This window comes from Pseudocoprococcus catus, assembly GCF_019734885.1.
GTDB lineage: Bacteria > Bacillota > Clostridia > Lachnospirales > Lachnospiraceae > Coprococcus_A > Coprococcus_A catus.
On the sequence record NZ_JAAXCM010000021.1, the window covers coordinates 202,893 to 222,119 of the forward strand.

Genomic DNA, 19,227 nt, shown 5'->3' on the forward strand with positions numbered 1-19,227 from the left:
ACTTGTGTGTTAAAATGCCTTTAGCGGAGCAGTCAGCTTTTGCAGTGAGGAGATGAATAATTTGGAGAATAATAAAATAAATGAAGGCGCCCTGACAAAGCGGATCAAGACCCTTGTGCTGCAGGAGCGTTATGAAGAAGCCATGAAAGAGCTGGATGAGATTGATGTGAGCAAGATTCGCAACATATCCATCCTCTGCCTGGTTGGCGAAGTTTATATGGGACTGGAACGTTATGATGAAGCAGAACGGATTCTTCTTCGTGTCTATGAGAAGAATCCGAATACAAGAAGAATTCTTGATCTTCTGACAACGTTATACATTGATAAAGGTGAATATTCTGAAGCGGAATATTACTACAAGGAATTTATAGGTGTGGCTTCCAGAGATCTGCATCGTTATATTTTAAGATACAGATTGGACAAAGGCAAAGGTGAACGCCTTTCAGTACTGATCGATACCCTTGAGAAGTTAAAGGACTATGAATATATCGAAGAGTGGGCGTATGAACTGGCCACATTATATGAAGCCAGCGGTGAGACGAAGAAGTGTATTCATGAATGTGACGAGATTGTTCTCTGGTTCGGACACGGGGAATATGTAGATAAGGCCATAGCATTAAAATGCAAACTGACAGGGCAGCCTCTGCCGGAGATTTCAACGGTTGAGCAGCACCGTGTTGAGGAAGAGGAGCGTGCAGCTCACGAGAAGCAGATGACAGAAGCCCTTGGAGCAGAGATGGGGATCGAAGGCTTTGCAGGTGCTGATTATGAAGGAAGCATAGACCTTGACTTGATTCAGCGCGCATTGGATGGTGATACAACTCCTGCTGCGAAGAAAACCGGATCCGAAGAAAACCTGCAGGCTGTGAGCGAGAATGCTGCAGGGGCAGAGCAGACAACGTCGGCAGCTGTTGAAGAAACAGTCGCGGATATGCAGCTTCAGGATACAGATGAATTATCAGGAAATGCTTCCGTGCCAGAGAAAGCAGAAGATATGTCTGGGTCAGAGTATGCAGAAACTGCAGATATAGATAGTGACAATGATTCAGACAATGATGCGAATGATAAGGAAGAGGAAGTCACAGAGGAAAAAGAAAAATCACATATTGCCCATCTGTTCAGCTCCCTTATGTTTGGCAAAAAAGAGAAAGAAAAGCATTTTGACTGGACAACGCTGAAGATTCCAAGAGAGAAAGAAGATAAGCCGGATGAAATCGAGCTGGCAGCGGCAGCTATTACAGCAGCAGAAGGCCGCGGCGATGATGATCTTTTTGAAGTTTCAGAGGCAGAATCAGAAGGGAATCATAGCCTGGAAGTGTCGGAAACGATGAATACTGAAGGGCATCCGGAAGCGGTGCCGGAAGAAGAGATACCTTCGGCTGAATCCACGGAAGAGACAGATACAGCTGGAAATGCAGCAGCAGAGGCAGATACTGTGGATGTGGATTATGAAGAAGCTGAGAATGAAGCATATGAGGAAACAGAGAAATCAGATGATATGGGTATTCTGACAGATGGTTTCAGCCAGGAAGATGCGGATTTCTTTGGAAAACTCATGGGAGAAGATTTGTCTGCGGACTATGTGCGCAATAAGAAAACGGAAGAAGTTATCATCGAGGACGACGATGAGGATGAGATCATCGAAGATGGCAGCGAAGACATTGAGGGCGACGGAAGTGAAGATGAAGACGAAGTCATTGAGAACAATGGAATCGAAGATGGCGACGAAATTATTGAGGACGATGGAAGTGAAGATGAAGACGAAACCATTGAAGATGAGAACATTGATGATCAGGAAAACAGGAAACAGAATACATTTGATGATTTGTTCGGCTTTGCAGGAAGCGGCCGGGAAGCAGAACTGATTGATGATGACGGTGATGACGACGATGATGACGAAGTCATCGATGAAGCTCAGCCGGGGGAAGTCAGGGATGATGATAGTGACGATGATGATGAAGATGAGATATCTGATGACATTCATGCATCGGATACTGTTTTAAATATCTTTGGTTCAGTTACAGAAGTAGACAGCATTAAGAATCAGCTGGCCAGAACCTTTACAAAGTTTGAGGATCCTGCCCTTGACAACATGGATCTTCTGGCACCTTATGATATCAACTTTGTTGTTACTGGTTATGATATGAGCGTCAAGTCCCAGATTGCTATTGGTATTGCAAAAGCGCTGAATACATATGGTATCTGTGACAAGAATAAGCTCGTCCGGGCTACAGCAGAGGATCTGAATGGCCGGGAATTCGCTATGATTTTCGAAAAACTCAAAGGCGGCTGCCTGGTTGTGGAAGGTGCCGGTGATCTTGATGACAAAGCAGCAGGCATTATTGCTGATTTTGTTCAGCAGGAAAATCAGGATGTGGCTATTGTACTGGAAGGTGAAGAAGAGAGTATCAAGACGCTGTTCAGAAAGTATCCAGTACTTCACAGCAAGTTCCTGAATATTATTCATATCGGCAAGTACAATGAGAATGAGCTGGTTCAGCTGGCGGATGGCTATGCCAAGAAAAAGGGATATGAGATTTCAGCACCGGCGGCAGCTTCGCTCAAGACTTTGCTCCGTGAACGTATGCAGTCCGGTTATTCTGTTGAATATGAAGATATCATGGCAATTATAGAAGAAGCAATTGCCAGCCTTGAAAAACGCAATATGAAAAATCTTTTTATGACGGTTCTGGACAACAAATACGAAGAAGCAGCGATGTTTATGCTTCAGCCGGAGGACTTCAAGAACATCAATATCCCGGATTAGAACAGAAGAGCGATAGAATCAATGAGGATTATCATGCCTGATAAGCATATAATCCTCATTTTTTGTTAAATTACTTTCGGGATTTGACAAAAAACACCGAAATATATGAAAAGAAGCGTTGGAGTGTATGTTTTTTTTTAAGAAATAGTGTTTGGAAAAATTAAAGAAAATAAAAACAAAATACAAACAAAACATCTGTATACTATGTGCAATTTTGACTTTTTTTGAATTATAAATGAAAAATATCTGTGTTTTTTGTACAAAATATTTTGGATTATCCTGCTGGAAAAATGAATTTTAGGAATAATTCGCGTACTTTTTGGAACGTTGAAAAGTTGGTCAAAATCTTGACAAAACATTCTAAACCGTGTAGGATGTATGTAGTGGCGTTTCTGAAGATTCATAGCGTAGTTATATTCTCGTATGAATACATATGAAAGAAGCTTTACGTACAATAAGGAGGTATTTATTTTGAGAATCTTAGTATGTGTAAAACAGGTACCTGATACTGCAGAGATTAAGATCGATCCAGTAACGAATACACTGATTCGTGCAGGTGTACCAAGTATTGTCAATCCTTTTGATGCATGCGCTCTTGAAGTTGCAGCAAGAATCAAAGATGCTAACCCAGGCACAGAAATCACATTATTATCTATGGGTCCAGATCAGGCAAAAGATGCATTAAGAGAGTGTCTCGCAGTTGGCGGTGACAAAGCATACCTTTGCAGCGACAGAAAGTTCGGCGGTTCCGATACACTGGCTACAAGCTACATCTTAGCTTCCGCTATCCAGTCTATCGAAGAAAAAGAAGGCAAATTTGACCTCATTCTTGCTGGTAAACAGGCTATTGATGGTGATACAGGCCAGGTTGGTCCTGAAATCGCAGCACATATGGGCCTTGCTCAGGTTACATATGCAGCAGAAGTTACTGTTGAAGGTGATGATATCATCGTTAAGAGAGAAAGCGATAAAGGTTATGATATGATTTCTGTTCAGAAACCGGCTATCGTAACAGTTGTTAAGACTGAATTTGATCCTAGATATCCATCTATCAAGAGCAAGATGGCAGCTATGAGAAAAGAGATCACTGTTATCACATCAGAAGATATTCCAGATATCGACCTGACTCGCTGCGGTCTTAAAGGATCCCCTACAAAGGTTAGAAAGACCTTTACACCAGTGAAGAATAAGAACTGTGTAATCGTTGACGAAGGTGAAGTAGAAACATCAGCAGTTAAACTTGTTGAAGTTCTTGCTGAGGCCAAAGTACTGTAAGGAGGATATGGGCATGAGCTTTGAAGAATATAAGAATCTTTGGGTATTTGTTGAGACAGAAGAGAACGAAGTAAAGCCAGTTGGCTATGAACTCCTGAAACCAGGTCGTGAACTTGCAGATAAGATGGGTGCTAATCTTGTTGCAGTTGTTATCGGTGGTAAGGTTGAAGATATCGCTAAGAAAGCAATCGAATACGGTGCTGACGAAGCAATCCTCGTTGAAGGCGACGAATACTACAACTATACAACAGATGCATACAGCATCGCTATGAAGACACTTGTTGACAAATATAAACCATCAGCAATCCTGATCGGTGCTACAAACAACGGCCGTGACCTTGGTCCTAAGATGGCTTGTGATCTGAATACAGGTCTTACAGCTGACTGTACAGGTCTTGACTATGATGTAGAAGCTGGCAACATGGTTTGGACACGTCCTGCATTTGGCGGTAACCTGATGGCTATGATCCTTTGCCCGGACAACAGACCACAGCTTGGTACAGTTCGTCCAGGTGTATTCAAGAAACCTGAACTTGTTGAAGGCAAAGAAGGCACAATCACACGTGAAGACATTCATGTAGCAGCTGATCAGATCAGAACAAAACTGATCGAAAGAATCGAAGAAGTTGCTGCAGCTGTTAACCTTGAAGAAGCTGAAATCATCGTATCCGGTGGTCGTGGTGTAGGTTCAGAAGAAGGCTTCAACGTTATCCGTGAATTAGCAGACGTACTGGGTGCTACAGTTGGTGCTTCCCGTGCAGCTGTTGATGAAGGCTGGATTCCACGTGCACATCAGGTAGGTCAGACAGGTAAGACTGTGGGTCCTAAGCTGTACATTGCTTGTGGTATCTCAGGTGCTATCCAGCATGCAGCTGGTATTTCCGGATCTGATTGCATCGTAGCAATCAACAAAGATTCAGAAGCTCCTATCTTTGACGTAGCAGATTATGGTATCGTTGGTGACCTGTTCACAGTTATCCCTATCATGATCGAGCAGATCAAGAAATTAAACGCATAATTTCATATTTTGAATATGTTTGCCCTGTGGCTTTAGCCACAGGGCTTTTTTGATTTACGCGAGCAACGAGCCAAGGTTCGTGCTTGCACGAGACCTTGGCGTTGCTAAGCGCCAGTGGCGCTTGTTTAGCAACGACCGAAACGGAGTGTAGAGGCCGCGATAACTTGAGAAACTCGCGGAGCGTGTTTCTCATAGTTTATAGGATTAGGGGGTACACAGTGTCCGTTGGATAATGGTCATGCACTAACTGAAAAGAAGTGAAGACACACTGAAGCGGAGGAGAAGTATGTGGATAAGAAATGGTTAAAATACATAAATGAAAACAGTTTACACTCCTGTTATTGATAGTTATTTTCAAGTAACTGAAAGTAAATGAGAAAATTTGATAACTAAATTTTATCAAGAGAATTTATCAGTAAGAAGCCTTATTTATAAGGCTTTTTTGATTGACAGTTTTTTTTTTACACGATAAAATACTTAACGTTAGCAGAGTCTAACCTTAGGAAGGAATTACAGGAATGAAAAAAATAATAAGAATTATTATGATATCATCTGTTGCTTTTATATTGACAGCTTGCTCGGGAAAGAATTCTGCGGTTACAGAAACTTCCTTTTCTGAGGTGAATTCTGAAAACGTTTCCACATCTTCGAAATTGACTTCAGAAACTGTATCAGAGGATATGGAGGCAGTCAGAGATGTTTTTGCTATGGATACCTATATGACAGTAAAAGCCTATGGACCCCAGGGGGATGCGGCTGTGGAGGCAGCTGTGGAGGAGATTAACCGGTTGGATGCACTTTTGTCAACCGGCAATGAAGACAGTGAAGTTGCCAGGATCAATGCCAATAATGGCGGCCATTTTTCAGAGGATGGTGCGATTTTAATGGAACGCTCGCTGGAACTTTATAAAAGTACCGGAGGTGTTTTTGATGTCGCTATTTACCCGGTGATGAAAGCCTGGGGATTTACGGATGGCAATTATCGGGTGCCGGATGATGAAACATTGAAATCATTGCTTCAGCTGGCAGATCCGTCGCTGATTGAATATGATTCTTCGACTGCGGATGTAAACTTTGAAGAAAAAGGTGTTCAAATAGATTTCGGAGGTATTGCCAAGGGCTATACCTCCTCCAGAATTATGGATATTTATAAGGAAAAAGGCGTGACAAGCGGTCTGGTCAATCTTGGCGGCAATGCACAGGTACTAGGGACAAAACCGGACGGCAGCCTGTGGCGTGTGGCCGTTCAGAGTCCGGATGCGGAAGATGAATATCTGGGGGTTCTGGAAACAAAAGACAAAGCAATCATCACTTCCGGTGGTTATGAGCGTTATTTTGAAAAAGATGGTGTGACCTATCATCATATCATCGATCCGTCAACGGGTTATCCTGCGGAGAACGGATTGATTTCAGTGACGATTGTCAGCGCAGATGGTACACTGGCAGATGGCCTATCTACTTCATTGTTTGTTATGGGGAAGGATAAAGCCGTTGATTATTGGAGAACATACAGCGATGAGTTTGATATGATTTTGCTGACAGATGACGAGCAGCTTTATGTTTCAGAGGGAATCAAAGACAGTTTTACTTCTGGCAGAGATGTGAATATAGTAGAAAAGGATGACTGAGAATGAAATTTTGGAAAAAATTTGGCGGTTATGTGCCGATTCTTTCGACTGTGCTGATTGCAGCCTGCGTTGGAACATCATTAAAGGGATATGCAGCCCCTGTTTATGAGATTGAGCAGCCGGAAACTGTTCAGACGGCTGAGACCACGGCAAAGGAGAAAAAACAGGAAACAGAAGAGACAACACAGGCGAAAGGAAACTTTGATCTGGATGACGGCATTTATAAGGGCAGTGGTACAGGCTTTGCAGGTACGGTTTCTGTTTCTGTGGAAATCAAAGATAAAAGTATCGTTGCTATTAACATTCTCAGCACACAGGACGATGAAGCATTCTTTAACAGAGCGAAGGGTGTTATTGATAAGATTATTGCAGGACAGACACTGGATGTAGATGTGGTATCAGGGGCAACTTACAGTTCCAACGGTATTATCAGTGCGGTCAAAAATGCATTGACTGGTGAACAGGATACAAGTACACCAGCCTCCGCATCAAGCAGCAGTAATCAGAGTTCGCCAACTATAGATACGGTGGATGATTCTGATCAGACATGGAAAGACGGTACTTATTATGGCAGCGGTACCGGATTTAATGGTGAAGTGAAAGTAAAAGTTGTCATTGCAAATGGCCAGATCAGTGATATCAGCGTTATCAGTCACAATGATGACAGCAGCTTTATGGGACAGGCAGAAGGTCTGATTTCAGATATTATCAGCACTCAGAGCACCAATGTAGATGCGGTATCAGGAGCAACTTACAGTTCAAGAGGTATTATCAATGCTGTGCGTGCCGCTTTAAAACAGGCGGCTGTCAATGGCTCCGACAGTGATACGGATGACAGTAATGACGATAACAATAATAACAGCGATAATAATAATAGCAATACAGCTATTCCGGAAGGAAAAGTGCCTTATAAGGATGGTATATATTATGGAACCGGTGAAGGCTATGCCGGTGATATCGAGTTGGCTGTGGTTATTCAGGATAAGACAATTAAAGCCGTTCTGATTACAAAATGTGAAGACGATGCAGCCTTCTTTAACAGAGCAAAGAATATTATCAATGAAGTCCTGAAAAAACAGACAACGGATCTGAAGGGAATTGATACTGTATCAGGGGCAACTTACAGTTCCAATGGTATCATGGAAGCTTTGAAAGAAGCCTTCAAGGCGGCGAAGAATGCCACAGATGGCAAGAAGCCGGAAACAACGAAACCAACAGAAACTGAAACTGAGACAGAAACAGAGACGGAATCTGAAACATCAAATGAAAACAGTGAATATATTGACGGTGAATATACTGTATCCGTTGTATGCGAACCGGATGAGGACGAGGATTTTGAAGCTTATAATTTGTCCATGACAGTTCATATCAAAAATGACAAAATCACAGCAGTCACAGACCTGTCAGGTGATGGTTCCAAAGATAATGAAACTTACATCAAGCGTGCAGCAGAAGGTACATCTAAGCTGCGGGGTGTTGTGACACAGATTGTAGAAAAAGGAACTGTTGAAGAAATTGATACAGTGACAAGAGCAACCTGCTCATCCAATGCCATCATAGAAGGCTGCCGGAAGGCACTGGAAGCTGCAAAGCGTCCGGAAGCGCCTGATGAGACAGGGGCAGAAGAACCGGCAGACAGAACTTATGCAGACGGTGATTACACAGTTTCTGTTGTATGCGAGCCGGATGAAGAGCAGGATTTTGAAGCCTATGATCTGTCTATGACTGTTTCTGTTCAAAATGACAGAATTACAGATATTACCAATATCAAGGGCAACGGCAGCAGCGACAATGACAGCTACATCAAAAAGGCTGCGCAGGGAACGTCAAAATATGTCGGTGTTGTGACACAGATTACAGAAAAAGGTATGCCTGAAGGCATTGATACAGTGGCAAGGGCAACCTGTTCATCCAATGCCATCATAGAAGGCTGCCAGAAAGCACTGGAAGAAGCAAAAAAACTGGCAGAGGAAGGTAAGTAGAGATGAAGACATTTTGGGTTCGAGGGGTGAATCTGGTGCTCATTGCGGCGTTGATTATCGGATACAATACAGTACTGACGCTGCGTGACAAGGACGATCAGATCGCAAAACTGACGGCTGAACTGGAAAGTGCCAATTTATATAAGCAGGCTGTCCTGCAGTCGCAGGATGCTGCGGCATCCGGCGGAGCCTACACGAATGGTGTATGGAAAGGTACGGCACAGGGATTTGGCGGTGATATTCAAGTGGAAGTTACGGTTGAAGGCGGTTCCATTACAGATATCAGTATTGTATCAGCAGAAAAGGAGGATGGCGCTTATCTTTCCATGGCGGAGGATATCATTCCGAAAATCATAGATGCCCAGAGTGCAGATGTTGATACCATCAGCGGAGCTACATTCAGCTCCACAGGTATCAAGAATGCAGTCACACAGGCACTGGAAGAGGCGGCAAAATAAATGAACAAAATCGATATACATAATCTTACAAAAAAGCAGCGCAGACAAATGCACAGCTGGTTGAGAGCAGCGATACAGCTTTTATATTTTTTGTTTCTGCCATCGGCTTATACGGCGGCTTTTGCCGGTGTTAAGTATATATTCACACAACTGGGTGCAGGAGAAAAAATCGGTCTGACCTCCTTTGTGTCAGTGCTGATTGTACTGTGCCTGTACACTATTGTATTCGGACGTTTCTTTTGCGGATTCGCCTGTGCATTCGGCAGTTTTGGAGATGCCGTGCATGCCATTTATGTATGGGTGTGCAAAAAGATGAAGAAAAAAACGGTGAAACTGCCGGAGAAAGTAACTGAAAAATTGACTATGATGAAATATGTTGTGCTGGCTGTTATTGTTATTCTTTGTTTCAAAGGTGTTTACAGTCAGACACAGGGCTACAGTCCCTGGGATGTATTCTCTATGCTCCATGCTTTTAATTTTAAGCTGGGCGGCTATCTTCTTGGTGTTGTGCTGCTGGTGCTGATCATGATTGGCATGGCTGTGCAGGAAAGATTTTTCTGCCGTTTTCTGTGCCCAATGGGAGCCGTTTTCTCATGGCTGCCGATGCTTCCGTTCTTTACATTGAGAAGAGAACGGGAACAGTGCATCAAAGGCTGCAGTGCCTGCACAAAACAGTGTCCGTCAGATATCGGTCTGCCGGAGGCAGGATCCATGAATGTCAGCGGTGACTGTTTCCAGTGCCAGAAGTGTATTGACACTTGTCCGCGTGCTAATATTCACTGCGGATTGCCGGGTATCAAAGGTAATGAAGTTATTTTTACTATTATCAGAGCATTGATTTTACTTGGCCTGTTTATCTGGCTGGGAATCTAATTATTGGTGAAAAAGTGCTGAAAAATTTTTTATTCAATTAGAAAACCGGGGCTGGGCTGCCATGTGCAGACAGCTCCATAAAAAGGATTAATGATTAGCGTGTGCTAACGCTGATTTTTAATATAAGCTTCATTCAGATATCATTATTTTGGAATCTGAAGAGCGGCGCCTAATTCATAATACAAATTTCATACTTACAAGGAGGACGATATGAAAAAGAATGAATTAATCAATAAGACACTTGCCGGTCTGATGATCGCAGCGATGACAGCCGGTGTTTGCCCGACAACAGCATTTGCTGTAACAGGGGCACAGGTTGCAAAAGATGGTACATATAAAGCAACAGCTCATGTAACACGAACAGAAGAGGATTCTGACGATGAGTGGGATGAATATGATGTAGAAGTTTCCCTGACGGTAGCTGATGGTAAATTTACTGATATCAAAGTAACACCAGCAAGTGGTTATGATTCAGGAAATGACAGCTATTTCAACAAGGCTTATAACAAGTCAAAAGGTATCAAGACATTACTTGAAGGCAAAGAAGCAACTGCTGATACAGTCAATAGCTGGGATTCTGTTTCCGGTGCAACACGTACATCCAAGGCTGTAAAAGAAGCTGCAGCAGCAGCCATTGCAAAAGCTGAAGAAAAGACAACAGCAGTTGAAGTGAGCACAGAAAAGCTTCAGGCAGCCATTACAAAGGCAGAAGGCCTTAAAGAGGCAGACTACACAGCAGACAGCTGGAAGACCATGCAGGATGCTTTAACAGAAGCAAAGGCAGCCCTTGAAGCAAAAGAAAGCCAGGATAAGGTAGATGCAGCAGAGGCAAAACTGACAAAGGCCATTGACGGTCTTGTAAAGGCAGCGGCTGAAGTCAATGTAGAAAAGCTCCAGACGGCTATTAAAAAAGCAGAAGGTCTCACAGAAGCAGATTATACAGCAGATAGCTGGAAGACAATGCAGAATGCCCTGACAGAAGCAAAGGCAGCCCTTGAAGCAAAAGAAAGCCAGGATAAGGTAGATGCAGCAGAGGCAAAACTGACAAAGGCCATTGATGGTCTTGAAAAGAACGCAGTGGCAAAGGAAGTTTATGTATTAATGAATATTCCTTATGACAAATTCTACGCAGCAGAAGGTGATGATGATGCCGATGCTGTCACATCAGCAACATTAAATAAGACAAGATCCAGCCTTGCCGCAGGTTCTTATCATGTGAACAGTGATGGTTCAGATATTACAGGTATTGTTTATCCGGTTAAACTTGATGATGCTTCAGCCCTTGAGAAGCTGACACAGGTGACAGACAGCAGCAAAGTTGATATTACCGTGTCAATGAAAGGCAAAGAGACAACAACAACTTATGAAGGCAAGGATGCATTATTTGAAAGTCCAAGCTACGCTTATTATATTTTGAGCGAGACACCTTCTTATTACAAAGAAGCAACTGTCAATGCGGACGGCACATTAAGCTTTGGTAAAGCAGAAGGCGCGGAAGTACAGACACTGAGTAATGTGACTGCGGATTTCAGAACATCATCAAAATACGGTGATTATCAGATGAATCTTTCAGGTTTGCCAGATGATATTACAACCGTGTATGGTGTTGTTGTAGGAACAAAGGAAGGCGATAGCTATGGCCTTCGTCATGTAGAGAATATCTGGAAAATATCTAAGCTGGCATGGAGCACAGGTTTTGTGACAACAGCGCACGGCAACCAGCTTCAGTATAAGGATTATGTTCCAATGATGGGACAGACAATCAATAAAGTAACCTATTACACAAATGCAGGTATCTATGAGATCCCTATGAGTGTATATGTTCCTGTAAAATTTGACGGCAGTGTGGAAGTTGCTGATGCCAAAGCATCCAGCGGTGAAACAAAAGTAACATTGAACAATCTTCCATCAGATTATGAGGCTGAATACAGTGTCGAAGGTCTTGAAAATGTTAAGGTAGAAAATGGCGTGCTGACTTATACAGCAGCTGATGCAAAGGTTGGCAAATACACATTAAAGGTAACAGATAAGAGCGGCAAATATGCGGACATCTCTGCTGATTTCACGTTAACAACAGAAGTTACACCAATTACATATGACAGCAATCAGAAAGCACTTGTACCTGCAGACGGATACAGTGCAGATGATGTTGCAGCTTATGTAAAGAATATTACATCTGTATCTGTAGACGGCAAAGCTTATGCGGCATCAGGAAAAGGTGCTGTTAAGATTATTAATGAAGATGGCAGTATCAATACAGAAGCAGTACCATTTGCTGATGCAAAAGAAGGACAGGAATTTGAAATTGAAGTAACAGCAGCAAGTTATGAAAACAATTACAAATTCACATATACAGCTGAAAGCCAGTACAAGTATGTTTATGCAGGTCTCAGCTGGGCAGAATACTGGGCAAATGAAGGTGTTTATGCGGCTGGTGATGCATCATCATCTGATGATGTGGATACAAAGGGCGAACATGATAAAGGTGCCTTTGATACAGTCACAAGAGCAACAACAAACCATGGTCTTCACAGAGGAAGTTACCAGTGCACAGCCATCATTGAAGGTGCAAACGGCAAAGAATACAAAGTATCCCATTGGACAGATGGCAATACAGCTGTTTTAACAGACGGAAGTACAATTACATTTGAAAAAGGTAATATTACAGAGGCAGATGGCAGCACAACAACAATGGTTGAATATGACGTTACAGGTATTAAATACGTACCGGTAAAAGTAGCGGCAGCAGATTATGAAGATTTCTGTAAAACTTATGCAGTTGTAGAAAATGGCATGGATCTGACAGGCGGATATGGTGAAGGTGAGCTTGCTTCCTATGCAGTGAAAGCCAATGTAACAGCACATACAAATGGACTGAAGACTGTTACAAAGAATGCAGATGGCAGCTTCAGTTTCTCATCCAGAGAAGACGGATCAGAATCAGGTATCGAAGGACAGGCATTAAAGTCCGCACCATCAGCAGAAGAAGCCGGGCTGACTGTAAAAGAAGCGAATGGTTCATATGGTGAGTTCCTGAGAGTGGATCTGACAACTAATTTTGCTGATCTTGGTGCCAATATGCAGGCTGTTAAGTGGACATATTATGGTGAAGACAGTACTTATACAAATGCATTAGTATCCTATGGTACAAAATTTGCAGCAGATAACTGGATGCATAAGAAAATGGGTATTCAGCTTGGTCTGACAGATTCCTTAAGATGCCAGCTGCCAGAAGGAACAGATGGCACAGGATACTGGACAATTACAATCAGTGCTCTTGGTTATGAAGATGCAACCTACCAGTTCCAGGCAACAGATGAGAATATTGTAAAACCAGATCCTGTACAGGATACAACTGCTCTTGAAGCAGCCATTGCAAAGGCAGAAGCATTAAATGAAGCAGATTACACAGCAGATTCCTGGGCTTCTATGCAGACAGAACTTGCAGAAGCAAAAGAAGAACTGGAAGCAAAGCACAGCCAGTCAGCAGTAAATGAAGCAACAGAGCATCTGAATGCAGCCATTGATGCATTAGTTAAGAATCAGGTTGAAGAAGCTGGATATGTACTGATGAACATCCCATATGCAGAGTTCTACAAGGCAGAAGTAAACAATGATGTGGATGTAGACGTATTTACATCAGCAACACTGAATAAGACAAGAACACCAGGTCTTTCAGGTGGTTCCTATCATGCAAATACAGATGGAAGTAAAATCAATGGTATTACATTCCCTGTAAAAGTTGGAGAAGGCGTAGATTTGTCAAAATATACTCAGGTAACAGATAATGATTCTGTTGAAATTACAGTTACTAACAGAGGACAGACAAGCACAACAACTTATACAGGCAAGGATGCATTATACCAGAATGCGGATTATGCATATTATACATTAAGCGAGACACCATCTTATTACAAAGAGGTATTCGTTGATGCAGAGGGTAATCTTGTATTCGGTAAGACTGTTGGTGATGTAACAGAATTGGATGGATTTACCGGTGATTTATCTACAGAAACAGGATATGGTGATTACCAGCTTGACATTACCGGTCTTCGTGATAAACTGACAGAACTTGGCGTAGCAAATGTCAATGCAGTTGTTGTGGATACAAAAGAAGGCAGCAGCTATGGTCTGCGTCATCTTGAAAATATCTGGAGAATGGAAGAACTGGCTTGGGCAACTGGCTTTACAGAATCTGTTCACGGCTGCCCGACATCCTCTGAGCATTATAAAGCTATGATGGGACAGACGATCACATCTGTTACTTATTATACAGATAAAGGTATGTACAGTGTTCCGTTAGGAGAAATTTATGTACCTGTGAAATTTGCACATGAATTATCTGTTGAAAATGCATCTGTAACAGCTGGACAGACAAATGTGACAGTGACAGGTTTACCTGATGATTATGATGCTGAGTACAAAGTAGAAGGCCTTAATGGTGTTAGTGTCCAGAATGGTGTATTAAGCTTTGACAATGCAGCAAAGGGAAAATATACATTAACGATTTCTGATAAGAGCGGCAAATATGCGGATATCACGACAGATTTTGAACTTTATACAGAAGCAATGCCGGCTGCATATGATGATGATAAGAAGTCACTTGTTAAGACTGCAGATGCAACAGATGAAGAATTTGCAGATTACATCAAGAATATTACGGTAGTCAGTGTTAATGGCACAGATTACAGAGCAACAGGCCGTAGAGCAACAGTTATTATTAATGAAGATGGTTCAATTAAGACAGATGCAGCACCATTTGCCGAAGGTGATACATTTGAAATCACAGTAACATCTACAGGTTATCAGCCAGTAAGCTTTACTTATACAACAAAGGTTGCTCCGGAACCAGTAGTTGTAGATACATCAGCCCTTGAAGCAGTGATTAAAAAAGCGGAAGCTCTGAATAAATCCGATTATACAGAAGAGAGCTGGAAGCACTTCCAGACAGAAGTAGCAGCAGCAAAACGTGTGCTTGAAGAAAAGACATCACAGGAAGCAGTTGATTCAGCGGCTAAGACACTGCAGTTAGAAATCGATGCCCTTGTGAAAGCAGCACCTGATGATAAGAAGGATAAGACAGATGCTGTTGATACATCTTCTCTGGAAAAACTGATTACATCAGCTAAGGATCTCAAGAAGAATGATTATACAGCAGCAACATGGACTACTCTTCAGAATGCGCTGGCAAATGCTGAAAAGGCAGTGGAAGCAAAAGAATCTCAGAAATCTATAGATGCAGCAGAAAAGAATCTGCAGGCAGCGATTGATGGTCTGAAGAAGGCTTCTGCAACAATAAATACGAATAGCACAACAAACAATAACAAGAAGAACAATACAACAACCACAACAAAGAAGAATAATACAACAACTTCCAAGAAATCCCCTAAGACAGGAGATCCTGTAAGCGTATTAGGCCTTCTTGGCGCGGCAGTTTCCTCACTTGGTATCGGCGGTCTGGGATTAAAACTCAGAAGAAAATCCAGAAGAGAAGACGAAGAATAATCGTTATTGATTGAATCGGGAAGAGCCCAGTCACTGCAATTTGCAGTGACCGGGCTCTTTTTCTGTATACAGAGTGAAATTTCATTGCTTTTTATTATACCGAATGGTATACTGATATCAGGAGGATAAAGCATGGACAATCGGATGAATATTCTGGAGAAGGCATTGCATCTTTTTTATGAGAAAGGCTATGATGCTATCGGTGTTCAGGAAATCGCGGATGCGGCCGGTGTGACGAAGCCGACACTGTATCATTATTTCGGCAGTAAATATGGGCTGCTGCAGGCGGTTGCCATGGAAGGATATGCGGATCTGCAGACGGGAATGGCAGAAGCCATCCAATATCAGGGGGATCTTCAATTAAACCTTGAAAGGATGACGAATTTTTATTTTAAATTTTGCAGCAGTCATGAGGCATATTACCGATTAATGATGGCAATGATGTATTCTGCAAAGGAATCGGATACATATAAGGCGATTCGGCCTTATATGTCGGAGATTACAGCCATGATGACGCAGCTGTTTGTGTCTGCCGGTGACAGGATTGGCAATATGCGCGGACGGCAGGAGCAGTACAGCATCGTTTTCTTCGGCTTACTGAACAGTTATATGTTATACTGGTTTAACAAATCATCGAAAGACAGACCGGCTTTGTCAGAACATCAGGCTTATGAGCTGGTACATCAATTTTTACACGGCATTTATGTTTAAAAGTAATGGGGAGGTACGGAATGGAATATAAACACAGATTATCGGAGTTGGATACGTATTTATTTGCCAAGGGCACACATTATGAGATTTATGAGAAGATGGGAGCGCATCTGGCAGAAGAGAACGGAGAGAAAGGAACTTATTTTGCAGTATGGGCACCGAATGCCAGAAGTGTGGGTGTCGTAGGTGATTTTAATGAGTGGAATGCCGAAGCCAACAAGATGCAGCCGGTTCAGCAGTCCGGTATATGGGATTTATTTATCCCCGGTGTCAAAAAGGGAGATCTTTATAAGTTTGCTGTGGAGACAAGCCAGGGGTATACTGTTCTGAAGGCGGATCCTTACGGCAATGCATCCCAACTTCGCCCGGACAACGCCTCTGTCGTGACAGATATCAGTCATTTTGCCTGGGAGGATGATGAATGGAGAGCGGCCCACCAGGAGAAGCAGATCAATGTGCCGATGGCCATTTATGAGGTGCATCCGGGATCATGGAAGAAGGATCCGGATATGCCGGGTGAGTTTTACAATTTCAGACGGCTGGCAGTTGAACTGGCGGAGTATGTTCTGGATATGGGCTATACCCATGTGGAGCTGATCGGTCTGTCGGAACATCCTTTTGACGGTTCATGGGGATATCAGGTTTCAGGATATTATGCTCCGACGGCCAGATATGGTACGCCGATAGATTTTATGTATTTTGTCAATTACATGCATCAGCGCGGCATTGGTGTTATTTTAGACTGGGTACCGGCACATTTTCCGAAGGATGAATTCGGTCTCGGGCGTTTTGACGGTACAGCTCTTTATGAACATCAGGATCCGCGTAAAGGTGAGCATCCGGAATGGGGAACTTATTGCTTTAATTACAGCAGAACAGAAGTTTCAAATTTCCTTGTGGCTAATGCTTTGTTCTGGATTGAGAAATTCCATATTGACGGTCTGCGTGTGGATGCGGTGGCTTCCATGCTTTATCTTGATTTCGGACGTTCTTCAGGCAATTGGATCCCGAATGAAGACGGCGGCAATCAGAATTATGAGGCCATTGCATTTATCAAGCATTTAAACGGCATCGTGGCGAAGAGAGATCCGGGAGCGATGATGATCGCGGAGGAATCAACCGCATGGCCGAAGGTGACCGGTGACGTGGCAGATGATGGCCTGGGATTTACTTACAAGTGGAACATGGGTTGGATGCATGATTTTCTTGAGTATATGAAATGTGATCCGATTTTCAGAAAATATCATCAGAATCAGATTACATTCAGTTTTATGTATGCTTACAGCGAGAACTACGTGCTTGTTCTGTCCCATGATGAAGTTGTGCATCTGAAGAAGTCCATGATTTACAAGATGCCGGGAAACATGCCTGATAAGTTCGGTAATCTCCGGGCAGCATATGGCCTGATGATGATGCATCCGGGTAAGAAGCTGCTGTTTATGGGGCAGGATTTTGCTCAGACGGCAGAGTGGAATGAGGCAAAGAGCCTTGACTGGTATCTGCTTGAAAGGTATCCGGAGCATCAGCAGCTGAACCGTTACTACAAAGATCTTCTTCATTTTTATCATGACTATCCGGCATTATATGAACTTGACAATTCACCGGAAGGTTTTGCATGGATCAATGGCTCCGATGCGGAGCATAATATGCTGACATTTTGCCGAATGACGAAGGACAAGAAGCATTGTTTACTCTGTCATTTTAATTTTTCACCAGTGGCTTACGATACATTCCAGTCAGGTGTTCTGTGTCCGGGCACATACACAGAGGTTTTCAACAGCAATGCCCTGGAATACGGCGGGACAGGTGTGGTCAATCCGGAGCCGATTGAAGCAGTTAAGGAAAGCTGGGATTTCAAGGACTATTCCATCAAGTATCATCTGGGTGCTTATGGTGTCTGCATTTTCAAGTTCGATTATGTGGAACCGGAGCCTGAGCCGGAGAAATTACCGACAAAGAAATATACACGCGAAGATATCCATCATCTTGCCGGCCATTACAAGAAAATCAAATAACACAGGCATTTTATATGTCCCTGTTCTATAAAAAGAGCAGGGACATATTCTTTTATAACAGACAAGTCTCAAAAGGATGGTATTTTATGCTGCGTTTTCTGATTCGCGGAGTTGTGGGCACCGGGTGTATTTCTTTGATTTCATTTGTGCTGACGTTATTTGGAATCGTGATACCCATCGGAATGAATGTTATCACCTTTTTTAGTTGTGCTTTTCTGGGATTTCCCGGGATTTTGCTGGTTTATGGGCTGTATTTTGTTCAGATGTATGTCTGATTATGTCGTGGGACCTTAGCTGCTGTCATAAGCGGTCATGCAGGGTCGACCAATGATAGGGCCAATCATATGCCTGCGCATTTACAAAGAGTCTGGATGCTGATATAATCCAGATACAAATTCTTAATCATCTTAATTTTCCCCAACTTATGAAAAAATTAAATAGCAACAGGATGTGAGGCAATGCTTTTAAAAATGACGCTGCTGCTTTTTACAGCTGCGGCTGCAGTGAAAGACAGGCAATGTGCCAGAATTCCGAATGCACTTATTTTTGTCGCTGCATGCAATGGCGCTTTTCTGCAAGTATATTCAAATGGATGGTCAGGCATTTTAAAAGTGGTATTGGGAGCTGCCATTCCTTTAATTTTGTTCGGATGGCTTTTTGCTCTGGCAATGTTAGGTGCCGGTGATCTGAAGCTTTTGATGGCGGTCGGTGTCTATACAGGACCATACGGAATTGTGAAAGTCCTCTTATTGGCCTTGATCAGCGGGGCAGTATTGGCACTGGCAAAAATTTTGAAGTATGGATTATTCAAAGAAAGAATGATTTACTTTTTCAATTATGTGCAGCAGATGGCATTTGGCAGAAGGGAGCCGTATATGGATATGGCGTATCCGCAAAAGAGTGAAAAGTGGACGATCCATTTTGCGGTCCCGGTTTTTCTGGCAGTTCTGATATTTCTGGCAGCAAATATGGGAAAAATTTAGAGATAGAATTGA

The 19,227-nt window shown here is 42.7% G+C and carries 12 protein-coding genes; all 12 read left to right on the forward strand.

Going from position 1 to position 19,227, the window contains the following annotated elements; all coding sequences use genetic code 11:
- Positions 1-61: 61 nt before the first annotated feature.
- The 12 genes from HED67_RS04940 to HED67_RS04995 all read left to right on the forward strand — a co-directional run bounded on the left by HED67_RS04940 (position 62) and on the right by HED67_RS04995 (position 19,215).
- Positions 62-2,767, forward strand: a complete 2,706-nt coding sequence (locus HED67_RS04940; RefSeq protein ID WP_221717697.1) for a tetratricopeptide repeat protein — start codon at positions 62-64, stop codon at positions 2,765-2,767.
- Between the two features lie 471 nt (positions 2,768-3,238).
- Positions 3,239-4,042, forward strand: a complete 804-nt coding sequence (locus tag HED67_RS04945) for an electron transfer flavoprotein subunit beta/FixA family protein (RefSeq protein WP_178441353.1) — start codon at positions 3,239-3,241, stop codon at positions 4,040-4,042.
- A gap of 13 nt (positions 4,043-4,055) precedes the next feature.
- On the forward strand, positions 4,056-5,060 hold the full coding sequence (locus HED67_RS04950) for an electron transfer flavoprotein subunit alpha/FixB family protein (protein ID WP_215631714.1): 1,005 nt from the start codon (positions 4,056-4,058) through the stop codon (positions 5,058-5,060).
- Positions 5,061-5,578: 518 nt separating this feature from the next.
- Complete coding sequence (locus HED67_RS04955; protein WP_221717698.1) at positions 5,579-6,688, forward strand: FAD:protein FMN transferase; 1,110 nt, start codon at positions 5,579-5,581, stop codon at positions 6,686-6,688.
- A gap of 2 nt (positions 6,689-6,690) precedes the next feature.
- Positions 6,691-8,670, forward strand: coding sequence for an FMN-binding protein (locus tag HED67_RS04960; protein WP_221717699.1), 1,980 nt, complete (start codon positions 6,691-6,693; stop codon positions 8,668-8,670).
- 2 nt (positions 8,671-8,672) lie between these two features.
- The gene (locus tag HED67_RS04965; RefSeq protein WP_178441564.1) at positions 8,673-9,128 is read left to right on the forward strand and encodes an FMN-binding protein; all 456 of its coding nucleotides are present in this window, start codon (positions 8,673-8,675) and stop codon (positions 9,126-9,128) included.
- Entirely contained in the window at positions 9,129-10,001 is an 873-nt protein-coding gene (locus HED67_RS04970) for a 4Fe-4S binding protein (RefSeq protein WP_178441563.1), read from the forward strand.
- A gap of 210 nt (positions 10,002-10,211) precedes the next feature.
- On the forward strand, positions 10,212-15,506 hold the full coding sequence (locus tag HED67_RS04975; RefSeq protein ID WP_221717700.1) for a penicillin-binding Tp47 domain C-containing protein: 5,295 nt from the start codon (positions 10,212-10,214) through the stop codon (positions 15,504-15,506).
- A 132-nt stretch (positions 15,507-15,638) separates the two neighbouring features.
- The gene (locus tag HED67_RS04980) at positions 15,639-16,217 is read left to right on the forward strand and encodes a TetR/AcrR family transcriptional regulator (protein WP_178441561.1); all 579 of its coding nucleotides are present in this window, start codon (positions 15,639-15,641) and stop codon (positions 16,215-16,217) included.
- 20 nt (positions 16,218-16,237) lie between these two features.
- Positions 16,238-18,232: a 1,4-alpha-glucan branching protein GlgB gene (gene glgB, locus HED67_RS04985; protein WP_215631721.1), complete on the forward strand. Its 1,995-nt coding sequence runs from the start codon at positions 16,238-16,240 to the stop codon at positions 18,230-18,232.
- 14 nt (positions 18,233-18,246) lie between these two features.
- A complete protein-coding gene (locus HED67_RS17625; protein WP_408639817.1) occupies positions 18,247-18,507 on the forward strand; it encodes a pro-sigmaK processing inhibitor BofA family protein in 261 nt (86 codons plus the stop codon).
- Between the two features lie 183 nt (positions 18,508-18,690).
- Positions 18,691-19,215 carry an A24 family peptidase gene (locus HED67_RS04995; protein WP_221717702.1) on the forward strand — a complete coding sequence of 175 codons (525 nt, stop codon included), beginning with the start codon at positions 18,691-18,693 and terminating at the stop codon, positions 19,213-19,215.
- Positions 19,216-19,227 lie beyond the last annotated feature (12 nt).